The organism is Streptomyces sp. NPDC042100, assembly GCF_055582325.1.
This window is the reverse complement of the sequence record NZ_JBVJDK010000012.1, coordinates 272,244-287,861: the sequence shown is the minus strand read 5'-3', so window position 1 is coordinate 287,861 and position 15,618 is coordinate 272,244. Positions and strand designations below refer to the sequence as shown.

Genomic DNA, 15,618 nt, shown 5'->3' with positions numbered 1-15,618 from the left:
GCCCGGCCGACCGGTCAGAAGCCGCCGCCCCCGTCGAAGCCTCCGCCGCCACCGTCGAAGCCTCCACCGCCCCCGTCGAAGCCTCCGCCGCCGCCGAAGTCGCTCGACCCGAAGTCGGCGGAGCTGAAGTCGGCGCCGGAGACGTCGCCGCCCTGGAAGTCACCGCCCTGGAAGTCGCCGCCGCCGTACTCGGCGGCGTAGGCCGGGGTGGAGAGCATCGAGCCGAGCATGGTGCCGACGAGCAGGCCGGGCAGGATCCCGCCGCCGAAGTAGCCGCCGGCCCAGGGGCCGTACGCGGGTCCCGCCTCCCAGTAGGGGCGGCGCCCGTCGTCGGTGTCGACGGTGCGGGCCACCGGGTCGAGCCCGTCGTCGATGCGGGCCGCGTCGGCGGCGCAGACCGGGACCTCGCGGGCGGCGCCGCCGGCCGGGGTCCAGGTGCGGTCCTCGGTGGAGGGGCCGTGCCGGGGGTCGAAGAAGCAGGGGGCGCGCCGCTCGGGCAGCGGGCGGTGCTCGCGGCGGGCGGCGAGCACCGCGAGCGAGTAGCGCCCGTCCTCCAGGGCCTCGGTGACCCCGCGCACCTCGTGCGGGCGGGTGGCCGCGCCCATCAGGGACTTGGCCCGGTCGTAGGAGTCGAGGGCGCGCTCGTAGTCGCCGCGCATGGCGTCGTCGGCGCCCGCCTCGGCGGGGTGGAAGTCGAGCCGTTCCAGCGCCTCGCCGAAGGCGGTGATGTCCTCGTCGACCACGACCCGCAGCCGGTCGAGGGCGGCGCGCTCCTCGGCCTCCTTCCGCTGCCGCCTGCGGCGGGCGACGGTGAGGGCGGCGGCACCGCCGCCCACGACGACGACGCCGAGGACGACCAGACCCGCGACGGGGACGCCGGAGCCCTGGTCGGAGCCGCCGGCGCCGCCCCAGGAGGCGGGGGCGGAGCCGCGCACGGTCGGCAGGGCCTGGTCGACGAAGTTGTTCAGCTCGGTCGCGGCGGAGACGCCGGGCTGCCGCACGGCGGTGACCAGGTTGCGGACGGCGTCGCCGGAGATCACCGAGCGGTCGGCGGCGGCGTTGAAGCCGTCGCCGAGCCGGACCGCGTACAGCCCGGTGACACCGGTCTCGGTGCGCAGGTTGCGCAGCAGGTTCTGCGGCGGGTACTGCGCGTTCGCCGGAAGCACCGCCACGAACAGCGGCTTGTCGGCGTCCTTGATCTTCTTGGCGAGGGCGTCGGCCTCGGCCTTGGAGAGCTGCCCGGCCGCCCCTGGGTCCACGTACACCGGGCCCTGTTTCAGGGCGGCGGCGGCCTCGGAGAGGCCTGTGTCCCTGGCGCCCGCGGGCGGGGCCAGGGTCAAGAGCAGAAGGAGCGTCAGCCCGGCGAGGGCCGACCACACGGATATCGACCTGATCCTCATGGTACGACGCTACCCGAACGGCATCGAACGGGACATAAAGACGCTATTCGGCCGGGTCGATGCCCGCCCGGAGCAGGCCGTAGGTGAAGGCGTCCTCCAGGGCGTGCCAGGAGGCGGCGATGACGTTGCCGCCGACGCCGACGGTGGACCACTCGGTGTTGCCGTCGCTGGTGGTGACCAGGACGCGGGTGGTCGACTCGGTGCCGTGGCGGCCCTCCAGGATGCGCACCTTGTAGTCGACCAGGCCGAACTTGGCGAGCGGCGGGTAGATCCGCTCCAGGGCGACCCGGATGGCCCGGTCGAGGGCGTTGACGGGGCCGTTGCCCTCGGCGGTGGCGACGATCCGCTCGCCCTTGGCCCACAGCTTGACGGTGGCCTCGTTCGCGTGGGTGCCGTCGGGGCGGTCCTCGACGATGGCCCGCCAGGACTCGGTGCGGAAGTAGCGGCGCGGCCGGCCCTCGGCCTCCTCGCGGAGCAGCAGCTCGAAGGAGGCGTCGGCGGCCTCGTACGTGTAGCCCTGGAGCTCGCGCTCCTTGACCCGCGCGACGACCCGGGCGACCAGGGCGCGATCGTCGCCGAGGTCCACGCCGAGCTCCTTGCCCTTGAGCTCGATGGAGGCGCGGCCGGCCATGTCGGAGACGAGCATCCGCATGGTGTTGCCGACCAGTTCGGGGTCGATGTGCTGGTAGAGGTCGGGGTCCACCTTGATGGCGGAGGCGTGCAGGCCCGCCTTGTGCGCGAAGGCGGAGACGCCGACGTACGGCTGGTGGGTGGAGGGGGTGAGGTTGACGACCTCGGCGATGGCGTGGGAGATCCGGGTCATCTCGGCGAGCGAGCCGGCGGGCAGCACGGTCTTGCCGTACTTGAGTTCCAGGGCCGCGACGACGGGGAAGAGGTTGGCGTTGCCGACCCGCTCGCCGTAGCCGTTGGCGGTGCACTGGACGTGGGTGGCGCCGGCGTCGACGGCGGCGAGGGTGTTGGCGACGGCGCAGCCGGTGTCGTCCTGGGCGTGGATGCCGAGCCGGGCGCCGGTGTCGGCGAGGACGGTGGAGACGACGGCCTGGACCTGGGCGGGGAGCATGCCGCCGTTGGTGTCGCAGAGGATGACGACGTCGGCGCCGGCCTCGTAGGCGGTGCGGACGACGTCCTTGGCGTAGCCGGGGTTGGCCTTGTAGCCGTCGAAGAAGTGCTCGCAGTCGACGAAGACCCGGCGGCCCTGGGCGCGCAGGTGGGAGACGGTGTCGCGGACCATCTCCAGGTTCTCTTCGAGAGTGGTGCGCAGGGCGAGCTCGACGTGCCGGTCGTGGGACTTGGCGACGAGGGTGATCACCGGGGCGCCGGAGTCCAGCAGGGCCTTGACCTGGGGGTCCTCGGCGGCGCTGCCGCCGGCCCGGCGGGTGGCGCCGAAGGCGACGAGCTGCGCGTTCTTGAACGTGATCTCCTGCCGGGCGCGGGCGAAGAACTCGGTGTCGCGCGGGTTGGCGCCGGGCCAGCCGCCCTCGATGAAGCCGACGCCGAAGTCGTCGAGGTGGCGCGCGATCGTCAGCTTGTCCGCGACGGTGAGGTTGATCCCTTCGCGCTGGGCACCGTCGCGCAGCGTGGTGTCGAAGACGTGGAAGCTGTCGTCGGGACGCGGGCTCTCGCCGTTCTCCGTGGTCATGACTGTGATGGCTCCTGTCGGATGTGGCTCCGGAAGTCTGGATCCACTTGCCCCCATTCTCACGCGCGGTCCGTTTTCGGCGGTGGTGGGGCCGGAAAACGAAAAAACCCCTCGCGGGTGCGAGAGGTCTGCGCGCGGGTCTGGGGCACGATGTCCGCCTGCGTGGGGGTCGTTCCACGCGTCAGCGGTCACTGCGGACCGGCGCGCTGCTGCCGATAATCATGGTGGTAGCGAGCACGCCCGCAGTCTGCCACAGCAGGGTGGCCGAAAGGGATCCGGTCTCAGGATGCGGGCGCCTTCTCCGCCCCGGCGGCGGGCACCCCCTCGGGCGCCCGGGTGCCGACCCGGCCCAGGTCGATGTCGCGGGTCTCGCGCATCGTGAGGTAGACGACGAGCGAGACGGCCGCGCAGCCCGCCACGTACCAGAAGAAGCCCGACTCGATCCCGGCGTCCTTGAACCAGAGCGCCACGTATTCGGCGGTGCCGCCGAAGAGGGCGTTGGCGATCGCGTACGGCAGGGCGACGCCGAGGGCGCGGATGCCGGTCGGGAAGAGCTCGGCCTTCACGCAGGCGTTGATCGAGGTGTAGCCGGTGACGACGAGGAGGGCGAGCAGGGAGAGGCCGAGGGCCGGCCAGAAGGAGCCCGCGTGGCGGAGCATCGTCATGATCGGCACGGTCAGGAGGGTGGAGCCGACCGCGAAGGTGATGAGCAGCGGGCGGCGTCCGACGCGGTCGGAGAGCAGGCCGGCGAGCGGCTGGAGGCAGGCGAAGACGATGAGCGCGCAGAAGGAGACCAGGGTGGCGGTCTGCTTGGGCAGTCCGGCGGAGTTGGACAGGTACTTCGTCAGATAGGTGGTGTACGTGTAGTAGGCCACGGTGCCGCCCATGGTGAGCGCGATCACCAGGAAGGCCTCGCGGCGGTGCGCCCAGAGCGCCTTGACGGTGCCCTTGTCGTCCCGCGCGACGGCGTCGTCGGCGGTCTCCGCGTACACCTCGGTCTCCAGCATGGTGCGGCGCAGGTAGAAGACGACGGCCGCGCCGAGGGCGCCGATGACGAAGGGGATGCGCCAGCCCCAGGCGTGCAGGTCCTCGGCGGACATGGCGTGCTGGAGGACGATCAGCAGCCCGAGGCCGGCGATCTGGCCGGCGGTCATCGACACGTACTGGAAGCTGGAGGCGAAGCCTCGGTGCCGAGGGGCGGACGCCTCGGTGAGGTAGGTCGCGCTGGCGGCGTACTCGCCGCCGACGGAGAGCCCCTGGAGCAGGCGGGCGACGAGGAGGACGGCGGCGCCTCCGTAGCCGGCGACGGCGTAGGTGGGGGCGACGGCGATGAGCAGGGCCGAGGCGGACATCAGGGTGACGGTGAGGGTGAGCGCGGCCTTGCGGCCCTTGCGGTCGCCGACCCGGCCGAGCAGCCAGCCGCCGACGGGGCGCATGAAGAAGCCGACGGCGAAGATGCCGGCGGTGTTCATGAGCTTGGCGGTGTCGTTGCCCTCGGGGAAGAACGCCCCCGCGAAGTAGGTCGCGAAGCTCGCGTAGACGAACCAGTCGAACCACTCGACCATGTTGCCCGCCGACCCGACCCAGATCTTCTTCCAGTGCTCTCGTCCCATGGGGAAGGACCGTGCCGGAGGAGGCGTGGGCGCAACAAGGGTGCGGGGTGCAACGATCGGGAGTACTTACGTGCCTTGAGTTCCCCCGATCAGGGTTTGATCGACGAACTCCCTTACATGGCCCAGGACTTGCTCACGTCCGGTGCCGGGGATGCCGACGGCCACGTGCACGCTGAAGCCGTCCAGGAGGGCGCGCATCCGGTGCGCGAAGCGGTCCGGGTCGACGGTCCGGAACTCCCCGCGCGAGACGCCCTCGGCGAGGATCGCGACGAGGTCCCGGTGCCAGGCCCCCTCGATGGCGGCCTGCCGGGCGCGGGCGTCGTCGTCGGCGTTCTGCGAGCGGTTCCAGACCTCCAGCCAGAGCGTCCAGTGCGGGTCGCGCGGCCCGGCCGGCACGTACACGTCGACGTAGCCGTCGAGCCGCTCGCGCGCGCTGCCCGGCCGCGCCAGCAGGGCGCTGCGCTCGGCCCCGAGCCGCCCCTCGCTCCACTCCAGGGTGCGCAGCAGCAGCTCGTCCTTGGTGCGGAAGTAGTAGAGCAGGTGCCCGCTGCTCATCCCGACCTGCCGCCCGAGCCCGGCCATGGTCAGCCCGTCGAGCCCGCGCTCGGCGATGGTGTCCATGGCGGCGGCCAGCACGTCCTCGCGGGGCGGGGCGGCCTGGTTGCGGCGGCGGGTGTGGGGGGCGGGGTCGCTGCTCTGACTCACTCGTACGTTCTACATGATCGGGCCGCCTGGGCCGTCCCCTGGGGAACGAGGGGGAGCACGGAGGAGTGAGGGGCGGGGCGGCCGGATTCGAACCGGCGTCCTCCGAGATGATGTCGCGGCGCACTACCTCTGTACTACGACCCCGCCTTGGTGATCACCCTAGGGGCTCCGGGGAGCCGCCTCAAAGGGATTTCCGTCCGCTCAGACCGCCGGCTGCTGCTGGGTGATGCAGTGGATGCCGCCGCCGCCCGCGAAGATCGTGCGCGCGTCGACCAGGACGACCTCGCGCTCCGGGAAGAGGCCCCGGAAGGTCTCCGCGGCGACCTCGTCGTTCGGGTCGTCGAAGGCGCACAGGACCACGCCGCCGTTGCACAGGTAGTGGTTGATGTACGAGTAGTCGACCCAGTCGCCCTCCTCGTCCTTCAGGACGGTCGGCGCCGGGACCTCGATGACCTCCAGCGGGCGGCCCTGGGCGTCGGTCTGGCCGCGCAGCAGGTTCACGTACAGGCGCGAGCGCTCGTGGTCCGGGTGGGCCGGGTCCTGCTGGCTGTGGACCAGGACGGTGCCGGGGCGGGCGAAGGCGGCGACGATGTCGACGTGGCCCTGGGTGCCGTACTGGCCGTAGTCGCCGGCCAGGCCGTGCGGGAGCCAGATCGCCTTGCTGGTGCCGAGCTTCGCGTGGATCTCGGCCTCGACCTCCACGCGGGTCCAGTCGGAGTTGCGGCCGGGGCCGAGCTGCACGGTGTCGGTGAGGAGGACCGTGCCCTCGCCGTCGACGTGGATCGCGCCGCCCTCGTTGATCAGGGTGGAGGGCAGCACGGGGACGCCGGCCACGTCGGCGACGTGGCGGGCGATCTTGGAGTCGTGCTCCCAGCGGGCCCAGTCCTGGGCGCCCCAGCCGTTGAACACCCAGTCGACCGCGGCCAGCCGCTCGCCGTCGGTGACGAAGGTCGGGCCGATGTCCCGCATCCAGGCGTCGTCCAGCTCCCGCTCGACGAGCTCGATCCCCTCGCCCAGCAGGGCGCGGGCGGACTCGGCGTCGCCGGGGGCGACCACCACGGTGACCGGCTCGAAGCGGCGCACGGCGCGGGCGACGGAGGCCCAGGCGGCGCGGGCCCCGGCGAGCTCCTCCGGGTTGGTGAAGGTCGGGTTGGGGCTCGGCCAGGCCATCCAGGTGCGCTCGTGCGGGGTCCACTCGGCGGGCATTCGGTACGTCGTCATGAGCTGCGGTCCTCGCGGTCGGGGGTGGCGGCGGTCACGTTCCGTGGGGCCGGTGGCGCACGCCAGTCACCTCACGTTTGAACAACACTCTAAATGCTGTGACCTCAGCTTCCAAGCATTGACGCCGGAGGTTCACGTGGGTCACATTGAGCGGCACTCTAAATCCATATCCACCCCCCACGCCTCCCTCCTTGCCCCCTGCCCCCAGGAGCCCCCACCCATGGCGATAGAACAGCGCGGAGTCGACACCATCCCCGAGGCGGAGCGCACCAGCGGCCCCCGCGACCTCGTCTCGATCCTCCTCGGCTCCAACCTCTGCCTCGGCGTGATCGTCTTCGGCTGGCTGCCCGTCTCCTTCGGGCTCGGCCTGTGGGCCTCGGTCGGCGCCGTCGTCACCGGCACCCTCGTCGGCGTGGCCGTCACCGCCCCGCTCGCGCTGGTCTCGCTGCGCACCGCCACCAACCTCTCCACCTCCTCCGGCGCCTTCTTCGGCGTACGGGGCCGGCTCGTCGGCTCGGTGGTCGGCCTGCTGCTCTCCCTCGGCTACACCGCGCTGACCCTGTGGATCGGCGGCGACGTGATGGTCGGCACCCTGGAGCGGCTGGTCGGCCTGCCGACCGGCGGGGCCGCGCACACCCTGGTGTACGCCCTGCTCGCCGCCCTCACCGTGGTCGGCGCCGTCTACGGCTACCGGCTGCTGCTCAAGCTGAGCCAGGCGCTCGCGATCGGCATGACCCTGCTGCTCGCGCTCGGACTCCTCGCGTACGCCGGGGACTTCAGCGCCGCGCCCGTACCGGACACCCCGCTCCTGCTGGGCTCGTTCTGGCCCACCTGGCTGCTCGCCGCCGTCGCCGCCGGGCTCAGCGGACCGGTCGCCTTCATCACCCTGCTCGGCGACTACACCCGCTATATCTCCCCCGCGAAGCACAGCCCGAGGAAGGTCTGGCGGGCCACCTGTCTGGGCCTCGTCGTCGGCCTGCTGGTCCCCCAGCTCTTCGGCACCTTCACGGCGCTGGCCTCGCGCGCCGGGGCCGAGTACGCCGGCCCGCTGGTCGCCGCCTCGCCCGCCTGGTACCTGGTCCCGCTGCTGCTCGCGGCGACCGCCGGCTCGGTCGGCAACGCGGGCCTGATGCTCTACTCGATGGGCCTGGACCTCGACGCGATCCTGCCGAAGGCGACCCGCGCCCGCGCCACCCTGGTGGTCGCGGCGGTCGCCACCGCCTTCGTCTTCCTCGGCCACTTCGCCTCGGACGCGCAGACCGCGATGACCTCGTTCGTGCTGCTGCTCACCGCGATCGGCACCCCGTGGGCGGTGATCACCCTGATCGGGCACGTGCGCTGCCGGGGCGCGTACGACGCGGAGGCGCTCCAGGTCTACAACCGGCGCTCGCGCGGCGGCGTGTACTGGTACGCGGCGGGCTGGCACCCGCGCGCCACCGTCTCCTGGGCGATCGGCGCGGCGGTCGGCCTCGCCGCCGTCTCGACCCCGCTGTACGAGGGTCCACTGCTGTCCCTGACCGGCGGGGTGGACTGCAGCTTCGTCTTCTCGGGGGTCGTCGGCGGCGTGCTGTACGCGGTGCTGACACCGTCCCCGGCACGCGAGGCGCCCGGGACGGAGACCGCCCCGGGCGCCCTGGCCGGCAGGGGCTGACCGCTACTCGCCGAGCTGGTGGACCCAGCCGTGCGCGTCCTCGGCCTTGCCCGTCTGGATGGCGAGCAGGGCCTCGCGCAGCTTCATGGTGACCTCGCCGGGCTCGCCGCCCGAGTGGTGCCACTCGCCTCGGGCGGACTTGACCGTGCCGACGGGGGTGATGACGGCGGCGGTGCCGCAGGCGAACACCTCGGTGAGGGTGCCGGCCTCGGTGTCGGCCTGCCACTGGTCGATGGAGACGCGGGCCTCCTCCGACGCGTAACCGAGGTCGCGGGCGACCTGGAGCAGCGAGTCGCGGGTGACGCCCGCGAGCAGGGAGCCGGTGAGGGTCGGGGTGACGATCCGGTCCCCGTACACGAAGTACAGGTTCATGCCGCCCAGCTCCTCGACCCACTTGTGCTCGACGGCGTCGAGGTAGGCGACCTGGATGCAGCCCTTCTCGGCGGCCTCGGCCTGGGCGAGCAGGGAGGCGGCGTAGTTGCCGCCGGTCTTGGCGTCGCCGACGCCGCCGGGGACGGCGCGGACGCGGTCCTCGGAGGCCCAGATGGCGACCGGCTTCACGCCGTCCGGGAAGTAGGCGCCGGCCGGGGAGGCGATGACGACGAAGAGGTACTCGTTGGCCGGGCGGACGCCCAGGCCGACCTCCGTGGCGATCATGAACGGGCGCAGGTACAGGGACTCCTCGCCGCCGTGCGCCGGGACCCAGGCCGCGTCCTGGCGGACCAGGACGTCGCAGGCCTCGATGAAGGTCTCGACCGGGAGCTCGGGCATCCCGAGGCGGTGCGCGGAGGACTGGAAGCGGCGGGCGTTGGCGTCGGGGCGGAAGGTGGCGACGGAGCCGTCGGGGCGGCGGTAGGCCTTCAGGCCCTCGAAGATCTCCTGGGCGTAGTGCAGGACGCTCGTCGCGGGGTCGAGGGAGAGGGGGCCGTAGGGCACGAGCTGCCCGTCGTGCCAGCCTCGGCCCTCCGTCCAGCGGATGGTGACCATGTGGTCGGTGAAGTGCCGGCCGAATCCCGGGTTGGCCAGGATCGCCTCGCGCTCCGCGTCGGACAGCGGGCTGGAGGAGGGCTTGAGCTCGATGGTGGGCGTCGTCATGAGTGCTTGTCCTTCACCGGTTGTGTGTGTCGGACCGCGCTCACGCCGCTACGCAGTACTGCTAGGACGTCCGAGCTTTCCCGCAATCGCGGCCCCACGTTCGATTATCGCTCGTGGGCACCGGTGGACGGAAACGGTGTGTGACGCGGTCCAGGGTTCGATGGTGGCACCCGGCGACCGCGTAGGTACAGCCGCCGGGTGCGGAGTGCGACCCGGCGGCTGGGAGGTGGAACGTTCAGCGGCGGGTCAGCTCGCTACGCGTACCGCGAGCGCGTCGCCGATCTCGGCCGTCGTACGGGGGGTGTCGCCGCGCTCGGTGAGGTCGGCGGCGACCGCCTCCTCGATGCGGGCCGCCTCGGACTCGTAGCCGAGGTGGCGCAGCAGCAGCGCGACGGAGAGCACGGTGGCCGTGGGGTCGGCCTTGCCCTGGCCCGCGATGTCCGGGGCGGAGCCGTGGACCGGCTCGAACATGGACGGGAAGGCGCCGCTCGGGTTGATGTTCCCGGAGGCGGCGACGCCGATTCCGCCGGAGACGGCGGCGGCGAGGTCGGTGATGATGTCGCCGAAGAGGTTGTCGGTGACGATGACGTCGAAGCGGGCCGGGTCGGTGACGAGGAAGATCGTCGCGGCGTCGACGTGCAGGTAGTCGGTGGTGACCTCGGGGAACTCGGCCGCGACCGCGTTGAAGATGTTCGTCCACAGGTGGCCCGCGAAGGTCAGCACGTTGTTCTTGTGGACCAGCGTGAGCTTCTTGCGGGGGCGGGCCTGGGCGCGGGCGAAGGCGTCCCGGACCACGCGCTCGACACCGTAGGCGGTGTTGACGGAGACCTCGGTGGCGACCTCGTGCTCGGTGCCCTTGCGGATGGTGCCGCCGTTGCCCGTGTACGGGCCCTCGGTGCCCTCGCGGACGACGACGAAGTCGATCTCGGGCTGGCCGGCGAGCGGGGTCGCGACGCCGGGGAGCAGCTTCGAGGGACGCAGGTTGACGTGGTGGTCGAAGGCGAAGCGCAGCTTCAGCAGGAAGCCCCGCTCCAGGACGCCGGACGGGACCGAGGGGTCGCCGATCGCGCCGAGCAGGATGGCGTCGTGGCCCTTGAGGGAGTCGAGGTCGGCGTCGGTGAGGGTCTCACCGGTGGCGTGGTAGCGCTTGGCGCCGAAGTCGTACTCCTTGGTCTCCAGCTTCACATCCTGGGGAAGGACGGCCGCGAGGACCTTGAGGCCTTCGGCCACGACCTCCTGGCCGATGCCGTCGCCGGGGATGACTGCGAGATCGATGCTGTGAGACATGTCGGCACCCTACTCTTCGTCCCATCGTCTGACACATGATGTCCAGGATGCGGACGATCCGCCCGGACGCGGGGCGGGACGCGCCGGGGCCCGGCGGGTCCCGGTCACGGCCGGCCACGGCTGATGATGGAGGGATGACACACACTTTCGAGGAACTCGTGGCGGAGGCGTCCCGGGCGCCGGTGGACGGCTGGGACTTCTCCTGGCTGGACGGCCGGGCGACCGAGGAGCGCCCGTCCTGGGGCTATCAGCGACTGATGGGCGAACGGCTGGCGAGGGCGGAGGCGGCGCTGGACGTCCAGACCGGGGGCGGCGAGGTGCTGGCCGGGGTGCCGGAGCTGCCCCGGACGGCGGTGGCCACCGAGTCGTGGCCGCCGAACATCGCCCGGGCGACGGAGCTGCTGCACCCGCGCGGGGTGGTGGTGGTCGCGGACCCGGACGAGCCGCCGCTGCCCTTCGGGGACGGCGCCTTCGACCTGGTGACCAGCCGCCATCCGGCGACCGTGTGGTGGGCGGAGATCGCCCGGGTGCTGCGCCCCGGGGGCACGTACCTCGCCCAGCACGTGGGCCCGGCCAGCGTCTGGGAGCTGGTCGAGTTCTTCCTCGGCCCGCAGCCGGACGCGGCCCGGCTGCGCCACCCCGACGACGAGGCGGCGGCGGCGCGGGCGGCCGGCCTCGACGTGGTGGACGTGCGGACGGAGCGCCTGCGGATGGAGTTCCACGACGTCGGGGCCGTGGTCTGGTTCCTCCGCAAGGTGATCTGGATCGTGCCGGGCTTCACGGTGGAGGCCGAGCTGCCGAGGCTGCGCGCGCTGGACGCGCTCATCCGCGAGCGGGGGCCGTTCACGGCCCACTCGGCCCGCACCCTGATCGAGGCCCGGAAGCCCGGGGGCGGTGGCGGGTCCGGTCAGTGACCGGTCTCGCCGCCGTTGTCCCGGCGGTCGAGGGAGCGCTGGAGGGCGGCGGCGGCGTTCTTGCGGGCCTCGTCGCTGGGACGGGCGGCGGAGTGGCGGACGCGGCGGGTGGTCTGAGCGGCCATGAGGGATCGACTCCTTGAGATCAGCGTGATCGAAGGCGCCGGAAGGGGCGGGGAGCGCCGCCGCAGGGGTTGCCTGCTCGGGGCGTGGCGCTCTCGACCGCCCTGCGCTCGATGGAGCGGGACGTTCGGCTTCTACAAAGCTAGGACAGCTCGCTCGAACTGTCTCCACAATTACTCGGACTTCCTACTATCTGAGACGGCCCCCACATCCCCATCTAGATTGCTTTCCTACCTAGATAGTGCTGAGATCTGTTCATGGCCGCAGACCGCAGATCCAGCTGGCTCAAGGGAGTCCTCGACCTGCTCGTCCTCTCCTGCCTGACCGACGGTGAGAGTTACGGGTACGAGATCGCCAAGTCGCTCGCGGAGGCGGGCGTCGGCGAGATCAAGGGCGGGACGCTGTATCCCGTACTGAACCGCCTGGAGGAGGCCGGCCTCGTCGAGGCCGAGTTCCGGGCCGCCGAACGGGGCCCCGGACGCCGCTACTACCGCCTGACCGAGACCGGGCGGACCCATCTCGCGGCCGAGAGCACGGCCTGGAGCCGTTTCCACCGGGCCGTGGAGACCAAGCTGCACACAGGGGGTACGGAACGATGAGCACCGCGCAAGACCCGGCCGGCCGGGCCGCCACCGATGTCGCCGACGCCACCGACCGCTGGTTCGCCGCACTCGGCGAGGCGCTGACCCGGGCGGGGGTGCCCGAGGAGCAGATCACCCGGACGGCGGAGGAGCTGCGCGGCCATCTCGCCGAGTCGGGCACCGGCCCCGAGGAGGAGTTCGGCCCGGCCGCCGGTTTCGCGGCCTCGCTCGGCGGCCCGGCGCCCGCACCCGGCGAGCCGGACGGGGCGGCCGAGCGCTGGACCTGGACGGCGGACCTGTTCAACGACCGCCGGATGCTGGCCGTCCACGGCGACCAGGGCTGGGAGGTCGAGCACCTGGACCCGCTGGGCCGCTTCGTCTGCCGCCGCGCTCCCGGGGCACCGCTCGCCTGGGAGTACCGCCGCGAGGTCATCGGCCTGCGCCGCCGCGCCAAGGTCCTCGGCGAACTGGACCCGGAGGGCTGGGAGCTGTGCGGGGAGTGGCTGGTGTACGGCTACTTCAAGCGCCCGAAGGCGGCGACGACGGGCCCGGCGGCGACCCTGGCCGAGGTCCCCGCACCCCCGGCGCGCCACTTCTTCCCGAGCCGCCGGGCCAAGGCCCTCCTCGCCCTCTGGGCCGCGGGCTCGGTCGCCGCCTACCTCTCCCTGGGCCTGCCGGGCCTCGCGCTCCTGATCGCCCTGGGCGGAGCCCTGTCGGCGGTGTACACGGCGAAGCTGGAGACGGACCGGGGCAGGGTGGCGGCGGCGCGGAGCGGTGCCGGGGAACACCCGGGACCGTAGCGGACACCCGCTCCCGGGCCGCCCCGGATCACCTCCAGGGCCGCCCCGGATCACCCCCCGGATCACCCCCCGGGACCGCCCCGGATCGCTTCCCGGGCCGCCCCGGATCACTGACCGGCGGACGCCGACCGGAGCTGGGCGGCGACGCCCTGCCGGTCGATCTGGATCCAGTACTCGACGATCAGCCCGTCCTCGACGCGATAGACCGCGCTGGTCGTCGCGGTGACGGGCGCGCCGGTCGGCTCGTGGCCGTCGACCGGGCCGATGTGCCGGCCGGTCTGGGTCCAGCGCGCGTAGACCCGGTCGCCCTCGGCGATGAGCTCGTCCACCGTCAGCGCGAAGGCGCCGTACGCGTCCAGCATCTCCTGGACGTGCTCGGTGTACTGCCGGGGCGTCCGCTCGACGACCTCGGGCGCCTCCGAGACGACCTGGTGGGCCCGGACCCGGCCGGCCATGAACCGGTCGGCCCGCTCCGGGTGCAGCCCCGAGCGCACCTGCAGCAGGAACTGACGGACGGTTTCCTTGGCGTCGTTCACGGCCCCAGTCTGACACCCGCCCCGGGGACACCCGGGCCCGGGGACACCCGTCCCGGGGACACCTTCCTGTTCAGCCTGCCGCTGAAGCAGGCAGGGCCTCGATTGCCGCGACGACGAGCGCGCGGGCAGCGGATCCGTACACCGCCATGCTGCGCAGCTCGGTAAACGCGTGCTCGTAGAGGGCGATCTCGGACGGCTGTGTGATGTTGACCTCGGCGGACAGCAGCTCGATGGAGGCGAGGGTGTCGTCGTAGAGGTGGAAGACCTCCTGGGGCCAGAGGCGCCGGCCGGGAGTGTCCATGGGGATGATGCCGAGGGAGACGGCGGGGAGGGCCCCCGCCGTCAGGAGGTGTCCGAGCTGGGCCGCCATGTCGTCGCTGCTGCCGAGCTGGTAGCGGAGGGCGCTCTCCTCGATGACGAAGACGAAACGCCGCCCTGCCTGGTGGATGATCCGCGATCTGCTCGCGCGAGCTGCGGCGGCCTCGGCGGAGTCATCCGGGATGCCGAGCAGTCTGGCGTTTCCCGACAGGAGGGCGCGCGTGTACCCCTCTGTCTGGAGAAGGCCGGGCACGACTGTGGGCGAATAGACACGGAACGAGCTGGTTGCCTCGAAGAGGGCAAGGTAGCTGCTCTGGAGCTGACGCAGCCCGGCGCGTGCCCGGCGGCGCCACTCCTGGTACATGGTCTGGGCGTCGCGCGAGAGCGCGACGAGGTCCTGTGCCCGTCCGTCCGCACCGCACACCCGGCACCAGGCGATGATGTCGGCCGTCGACGGCGGCGTCTTCGCGTTCTGAATGCGGCTGACCTTGGAGTGGCTCCACCGGCAGGCCGTGGCGAGATCGACGATCGTCAGCCCCGCGTCCCGGCGCAGGTCGAGTAGCTGCCGCGCGACGAGCTCGCGGGCGGCCTGCGCCGAGGACGAGGGGGAGACGGGCATGTGTGCTCCTGCTAGTGGATTTCGTACTGGTCGTGCGGGATGGCACGCGCCCACACCGAGTCGACCGCGGCTGCGTAGGCGGCGACCAGGTCGGGCTCGTCTCGCACCTCCAGCGGCTGGCCCGCCCAGTCGCCGGAGCCGGTGAAGTGGTTGATCAGCAGCCGAGCGCTGTCGAAGACCCAGCCGTCGACGGCTGGGACGAGCAGCCCCACCGCTTGGTGCCGGGGGAGCCACCGGACCTCTTCGCCGGCGTGCACGTTCACGACGGTGCCGGCGTGCTCGTAGCGGATGTAGTCGCTCACCGGCTCCGACACGATCCGGACCCGGCGCACGGAGACTCCGCGCGCAGTCGCCGCCTGGACGATGGCGACCCACGGCGCCCAGTAGGGCGAGCCGGGGTCCGCGTCCCGCTCGCCGGTCTTGCGCCAGTGCTCGTAGTCCTCTGCTTCATCCGGCACGGCGTAGCCGTCGCGGAGCTCCAGGTGGACAGCGGAGTGGCGCGCACCCGCGAGCAGGTCACCGAAGCGCGGCGGCTCGCTCTGCTGCATCACACGCCTCCTTCAGGATCGGCACCAGGCTGGCAGGGATCCGGACCACGGTCTCCCCCTCGGGGACGACCTTGTCGTGGCCGGGGGCGTTCTTCTCGATGCACTCGATACGGGTTGCCTCGTCGGCGATGTAGCTCTGGAGAACGATGTCGCCCGTCTCCGCTACCCATGCCGTGGGACTTCCGCTGTGTCCGCTCTCAGGGTCTACGCCGATGAACTGTAAGGCCATGGGGCAGCTCTCCCTCTCGAGGTGTGCGTTGATGTGCACCAACGTGGCCTCGCCGCACCTTCGCGTCAAGAGGCCCGGTTCCCAGAGCCACAGGTCCAGGAAGTTCATGCACAACCGTGCACATGACTGGTGCGCCTGCGCACTTCCTCCCTACGGTCGTCCCGTTCCCGCTGACCGGCCGAGTGGAGCCTCAGCATGATGACGATCAAGGTCTACCGAGTCGGGCCCGACGGCGCCCGGTGCCCCGTGTCGTACGCGCGGCATGACCGGCCCGCCGAACTGCCGGCGACCAGCGCGTGGACGCCCTGCCGATGTGCG

At 72.2% G+C, this 15,618-nt stretch carries 16 protein-coding genes; 4 read left to right on the top strand and 12 right to left on the bottom strand.

What is annotated here, in order from left to right; genetic code table 11:
- Positions 1-14: 14 nt before the first annotated feature.
- From ACZ6J5_RS26875 to ACZ6J5_RS26855, 5 genes are all read right to left on the bottom strand, one after another.
- A complete protein-coding gene (locus ACZ6J5_RS26875) occupies positions 15-1,400 on the bottom strand; it encodes a hypothetical protein (RefSeq protein ID WP_469395684.1) in 1,386 nt (461 codons plus the stop codon).
- 43 nt (positions 1,401-1,443) lie between these two features.
- Entirely contained in the window at positions 1,444-3,060 is a 1,617-nt protein-coding gene (cimA, locus tag ACZ6J5_RS26870) for a citramalate synthase (RefSeq protein ID WP_469395682.1), read from the bottom strand.
- Positions 3,061-3,341: 281 nt separating this feature from the next.
- Positions 3,342-4,673 (bottom strand): MFS transporter, encoded by a 1,332-nt coding sequence (locus ACZ6J5_RS26865; RefSeq protein WP_469395680.1) that lies wholly within the window; start codon positions 4,671-4,673, stop codon positions 3,342-3,344.
- 66 nt (positions 4,674-4,739) lie between these two features.
- Positions 4,740-5,294 carry a TetR/AcrR family transcriptional regulator gene (locus ACZ6J5_RS26860; protein WP_469395714.1) on the bottom strand — a complete coding sequence of 185 codons (555 nt, stop codon included), beginning with the start codon at positions 5,292-5,294 and terminating at the stop codon, positions 4,740-4,742.
- Between the two features lie 285 nt (positions 5,295-5,579).
- Positions 5,580-6,599: an agmatine deiminase family protein gene (locus tag ACZ6J5_RS26855; RefSeq protein ID WP_469395678.1), complete on the bottom strand. Its 1,020-nt coding sequence runs from the start codon at positions 6,597-6,599 to the stop codon at positions 5,580-5,582.
- 220 nt (positions 6,600-6,819) lie between these two features.
- Here ACZ6J5_RS26855 and ACZ6J5_RS26850 point away from each other — a divergent pair, with 220 nt between their 5' ends.
- Positions 6,820-8,250 carry a cytosine permease gene (locus ACZ6J5_RS26850; RefSeq protein WP_469395677.1) on the top strand — a complete coding sequence of 477 codons (1,431 nt, stop codon included), beginning with the start codon at positions 6,820-6,822 and terminating at the stop codon, positions 8,248-8,250.
- Between the two features lie 3 nt (positions 8,251-8,253).
- Here the strand turns inward: ACZ6J5_RS26850 and ACZ6J5_RS26845 are convergent, their stop codons facing one another.
- Entirely contained in the window at positions 8,254-9,345 is a 1,092-nt protein-coding gene (locus ACZ6J5_RS26845; RefSeq protein WP_469395675.1) for a branched-chain amino acid aminotransferase, read from the bottom strand.
- A gap of 246 nt (positions 9,346-9,591) precedes the next feature.
- Positions 9,592-10,632 (bottom strand): 3-isopropylmalate dehydrogenase, encoded by a 1,041-nt coding sequence (locus ACZ6J5_RS26840; RefSeq protein ID WP_469395673.1) that lies wholly within the window; start codon positions 10,630-10,632, stop codon positions 9,592-9,594.
- Between the two features lie 134 nt (positions 10,633-10,766).
- Here ACZ6J5_RS26840 and ACZ6J5_RS26835 point away from each other — a divergent pair, with 134 nt between their 5' ends.
- Positions 10,767-11,546, top strand: a complete 780-nt coding sequence (locus tag ACZ6J5_RS26835; RefSeq protein WP_469395671.1) for a class I SAM-dependent methyltransferase — start codon at positions 10,767-10,769, stop codon at positions 11,544-11,546.
- Here the strand turns inward: ACZ6J5_RS26835 and ACZ6J5_RS26830 are convergent.
- Positions 11,540-11,671, bottom strand: a complete 132-nt coding sequence (locus ACZ6J5_RS26830; RefSeq protein ID WP_469395669.1) for a hypothetical protein — start codon at positions 11,669-11,671, stop codon at positions 11,540-11,542. The two genes, ACZ6J5_RS26835 and ACZ6J5_RS26830, sit on opposite strands and share 7 nt — an antisense overlap.
- A gap of 255 nt (positions 11,672-11,926) precedes the next feature.
- Here ACZ6J5_RS26830 and ACZ6J5_RS26825 point away from each other — a divergent pair, with 255 nt between their 5' ends.
- Positions 11,927-12,268 (top strand): PadR family transcriptional regulator, encoded by a 342-nt coding sequence (locus tag ACZ6J5_RS26825; protein ID WP_469395667.1) that lies wholly within the window; start codon positions 11,927-11,929, stop codon positions 12,266-12,268.
- A complete protein-coding gene (locus ACZ6J5_RS26820; protein WP_469395665.1) occupies positions 12,265-13,050 on the top strand; it encodes a hypothetical protein in 786 nt (261 codons plus the stop codon). The genes ACZ6J5_RS26825 and ACZ6J5_RS26820 overlap by 4 nt, the downstream gene beginning before the upstream one ends.
- A gap of 107 nt (positions 13,051-13,157) precedes the next feature.
- On the opposite strand, the gene ACZ6J5_RS26815 is transcribed toward ACZ6J5_RS26820, so the two are convergent.
- The 4 genes from ACZ6J5_RS26815 to ACZ6J5_RS26800 all read right to left on the bottom strand — a co-directional run bounded on the left by ACZ6J5_RS26815 (position 13,158) and on the right by ACZ6J5_RS26800 (position 15,408).
- Positions 13,158-13,586 carry an ester cyclase gene (locus ACZ6J5_RS26815; protein WP_469395663.1) on the bottom strand — a complete coding sequence of 143 codons (429 nt, stop codon included), beginning with the start codon at positions 13,584-13,586 and terminating at the stop codon, positions 13,158-13,160.
- 70 nt (positions 13,587-13,656) lie between these two features.
- On the bottom strand, positions 13,657-14,523 hold the full coding sequence (locus tag ACZ6J5_RS26810; protein WP_469395661.1) for a helix-turn-helix domain-containing protein: 867 nt from the start codon (positions 14,521-14,523) through the stop codon (positions 13,657-13,659).
- Positions 14,524-14,534: 11 nt separating this feature from the next.
- On the bottom strand, positions 14,535-15,071 hold the full coding sequence (locus ACZ6J5_RS26805; RefSeq protein ID WP_469395659.1) for a DUF6879 family protein: 537 nt from the start codon (positions 15,069-15,071) through the stop codon (positions 14,535-14,537).
- Positions 15,040-15,408 carry a hypothetical protein gene (locus ACZ6J5_RS26800; RefSeq protein WP_469395657.1) on the bottom strand — a complete coding sequence of 123 codons (369 nt, stop codon included), beginning with the start codon at positions 15,406-15,408 and terminating at the stop codon, positions 15,040-15,042. The genes ACZ6J5_RS26805 and ACZ6J5_RS26800 overlap by 32 nt, the downstream gene beginning before the upstream one ends.
- Between the last annotated feature and the right edge of the window lie 210 nt (positions 15,409-15,618).

What these genes read in the sequence shown, in the direction of transcription:
- ACZ6J5_RS26875 (WP_469395684.1), bottom strand. Translation starts at nt 1,400, where the DNA reads ATGAGGATCAGGTCGATATCCGTGTGGTCGGCCCTCGCCGGGCTGACG.
- cimA (WP_469395682.1), bottom strand. Translation starts at nt 3,060, where the DNA reads ATGACCACGGAGAACGGCGAGAGCCCGCGTCCCGACGACAGCTTCCAC.
- ACZ6J5_RS26865 (WP_469395680.1), bottom strand. Translation starts at nt 4,673, where the DNA reads ATGGGACGAGAGCACTGGAAGAAGATCTGGGTCGGGTCGGCGGGCAAC.
- ACZ6J5_RS26860 (WP_469395714.1), bottom strand. Translation starts at nt 5,294, where the DNA reads ATGGACACCATCGCCGAGCGCGGGCTCGACGGGCTGACCATGGCCGGG.
- ACZ6J5_RS26855 (WP_469395678.1), bottom strand. Translation starts at nt 6,599, where the DNA reads ATGACGACGTACCGAATGCCCGCCGAGTGGACCCCGCACGAGCGCACC.
- ACZ6J5_RS26850 (WP_469395677.1), top strand. Translation starts at nt 6,820, where the DNA reads ATGGCGATAGAACAGCGCGGAGTCGACACCATCCCCGAGGCGGAGCGC.
- ACZ6J5_RS26845 (WP_469395675.1), bottom strand. Translation starts at nt 9,345, where the DNA reads ATGACGACGCCCACCATCGAGCTCAAGCCCTCCTCCAGCCCGCTGTCC.
- ACZ6J5_RS26840 (WP_469395673.1), bottom strand. Translation starts at nt 10,632, where the DNA reads ATGTCTCACAGCATCGATCTCGCAGTCATCCCCGGCGACGGCATCGGC.
- ACZ6J5_RS26835 (WP_469395671.1), top strand. Translation starts at nt 10,767, where the DNA reads ATGACACACACTTTCGAGGAACTCGTGGCGGAGGCGTCCCGGGCGCCG.
- ACZ6J5_RS26830 (WP_469395669.1), bottom strand. Translation starts at nt 11,671, where the DNA reads ATGGCCGCTCAGACCACCCGCCGCGTCCGCCACTCCGCCGCCCGTCCC.
- ACZ6J5_RS26825 (WP_469395667.1), top strand. Translation starts at nt 11,927, where the DNA reads ATGGCCGCAGACCGCAGATCCAGCTGGCTCAAGGGAGTCCTCGACCTG.
- ACZ6J5_RS26820 (WP_469395665.1), top strand. Translation starts at nt 12,265, where the DNA reads ATGAGCACCGCGCAAGACCCGGCCGGCCGGGCCGCCACCGATGTCGCC.
- ACZ6J5_RS26810 (WP_469395661.1), bottom strand. Translation starts at nt 14,523, where the DNA reads ATGCCCGTCTCCCCCTCGTCCTCGGCGCAGGCCGCCCGCGAGCTCGTC.
- ACZ6J5_RS26805 (WP_469395659.1), bottom strand. Translation starts at nt 15,071, where the DNA reads ATGCAGCAGAGCGAGCCGCCGCGCTTCGGTGACCTGCTCGCGGGTGCG.
- ACZ6J5_RS26800 (WP_469395657.1), bottom strand. Translation starts at nt 15,408, where the DNA reads ATGAACTTCCTGGACCTGTGGCTCTGGGAACCGGGCCTCTTGACGCGA.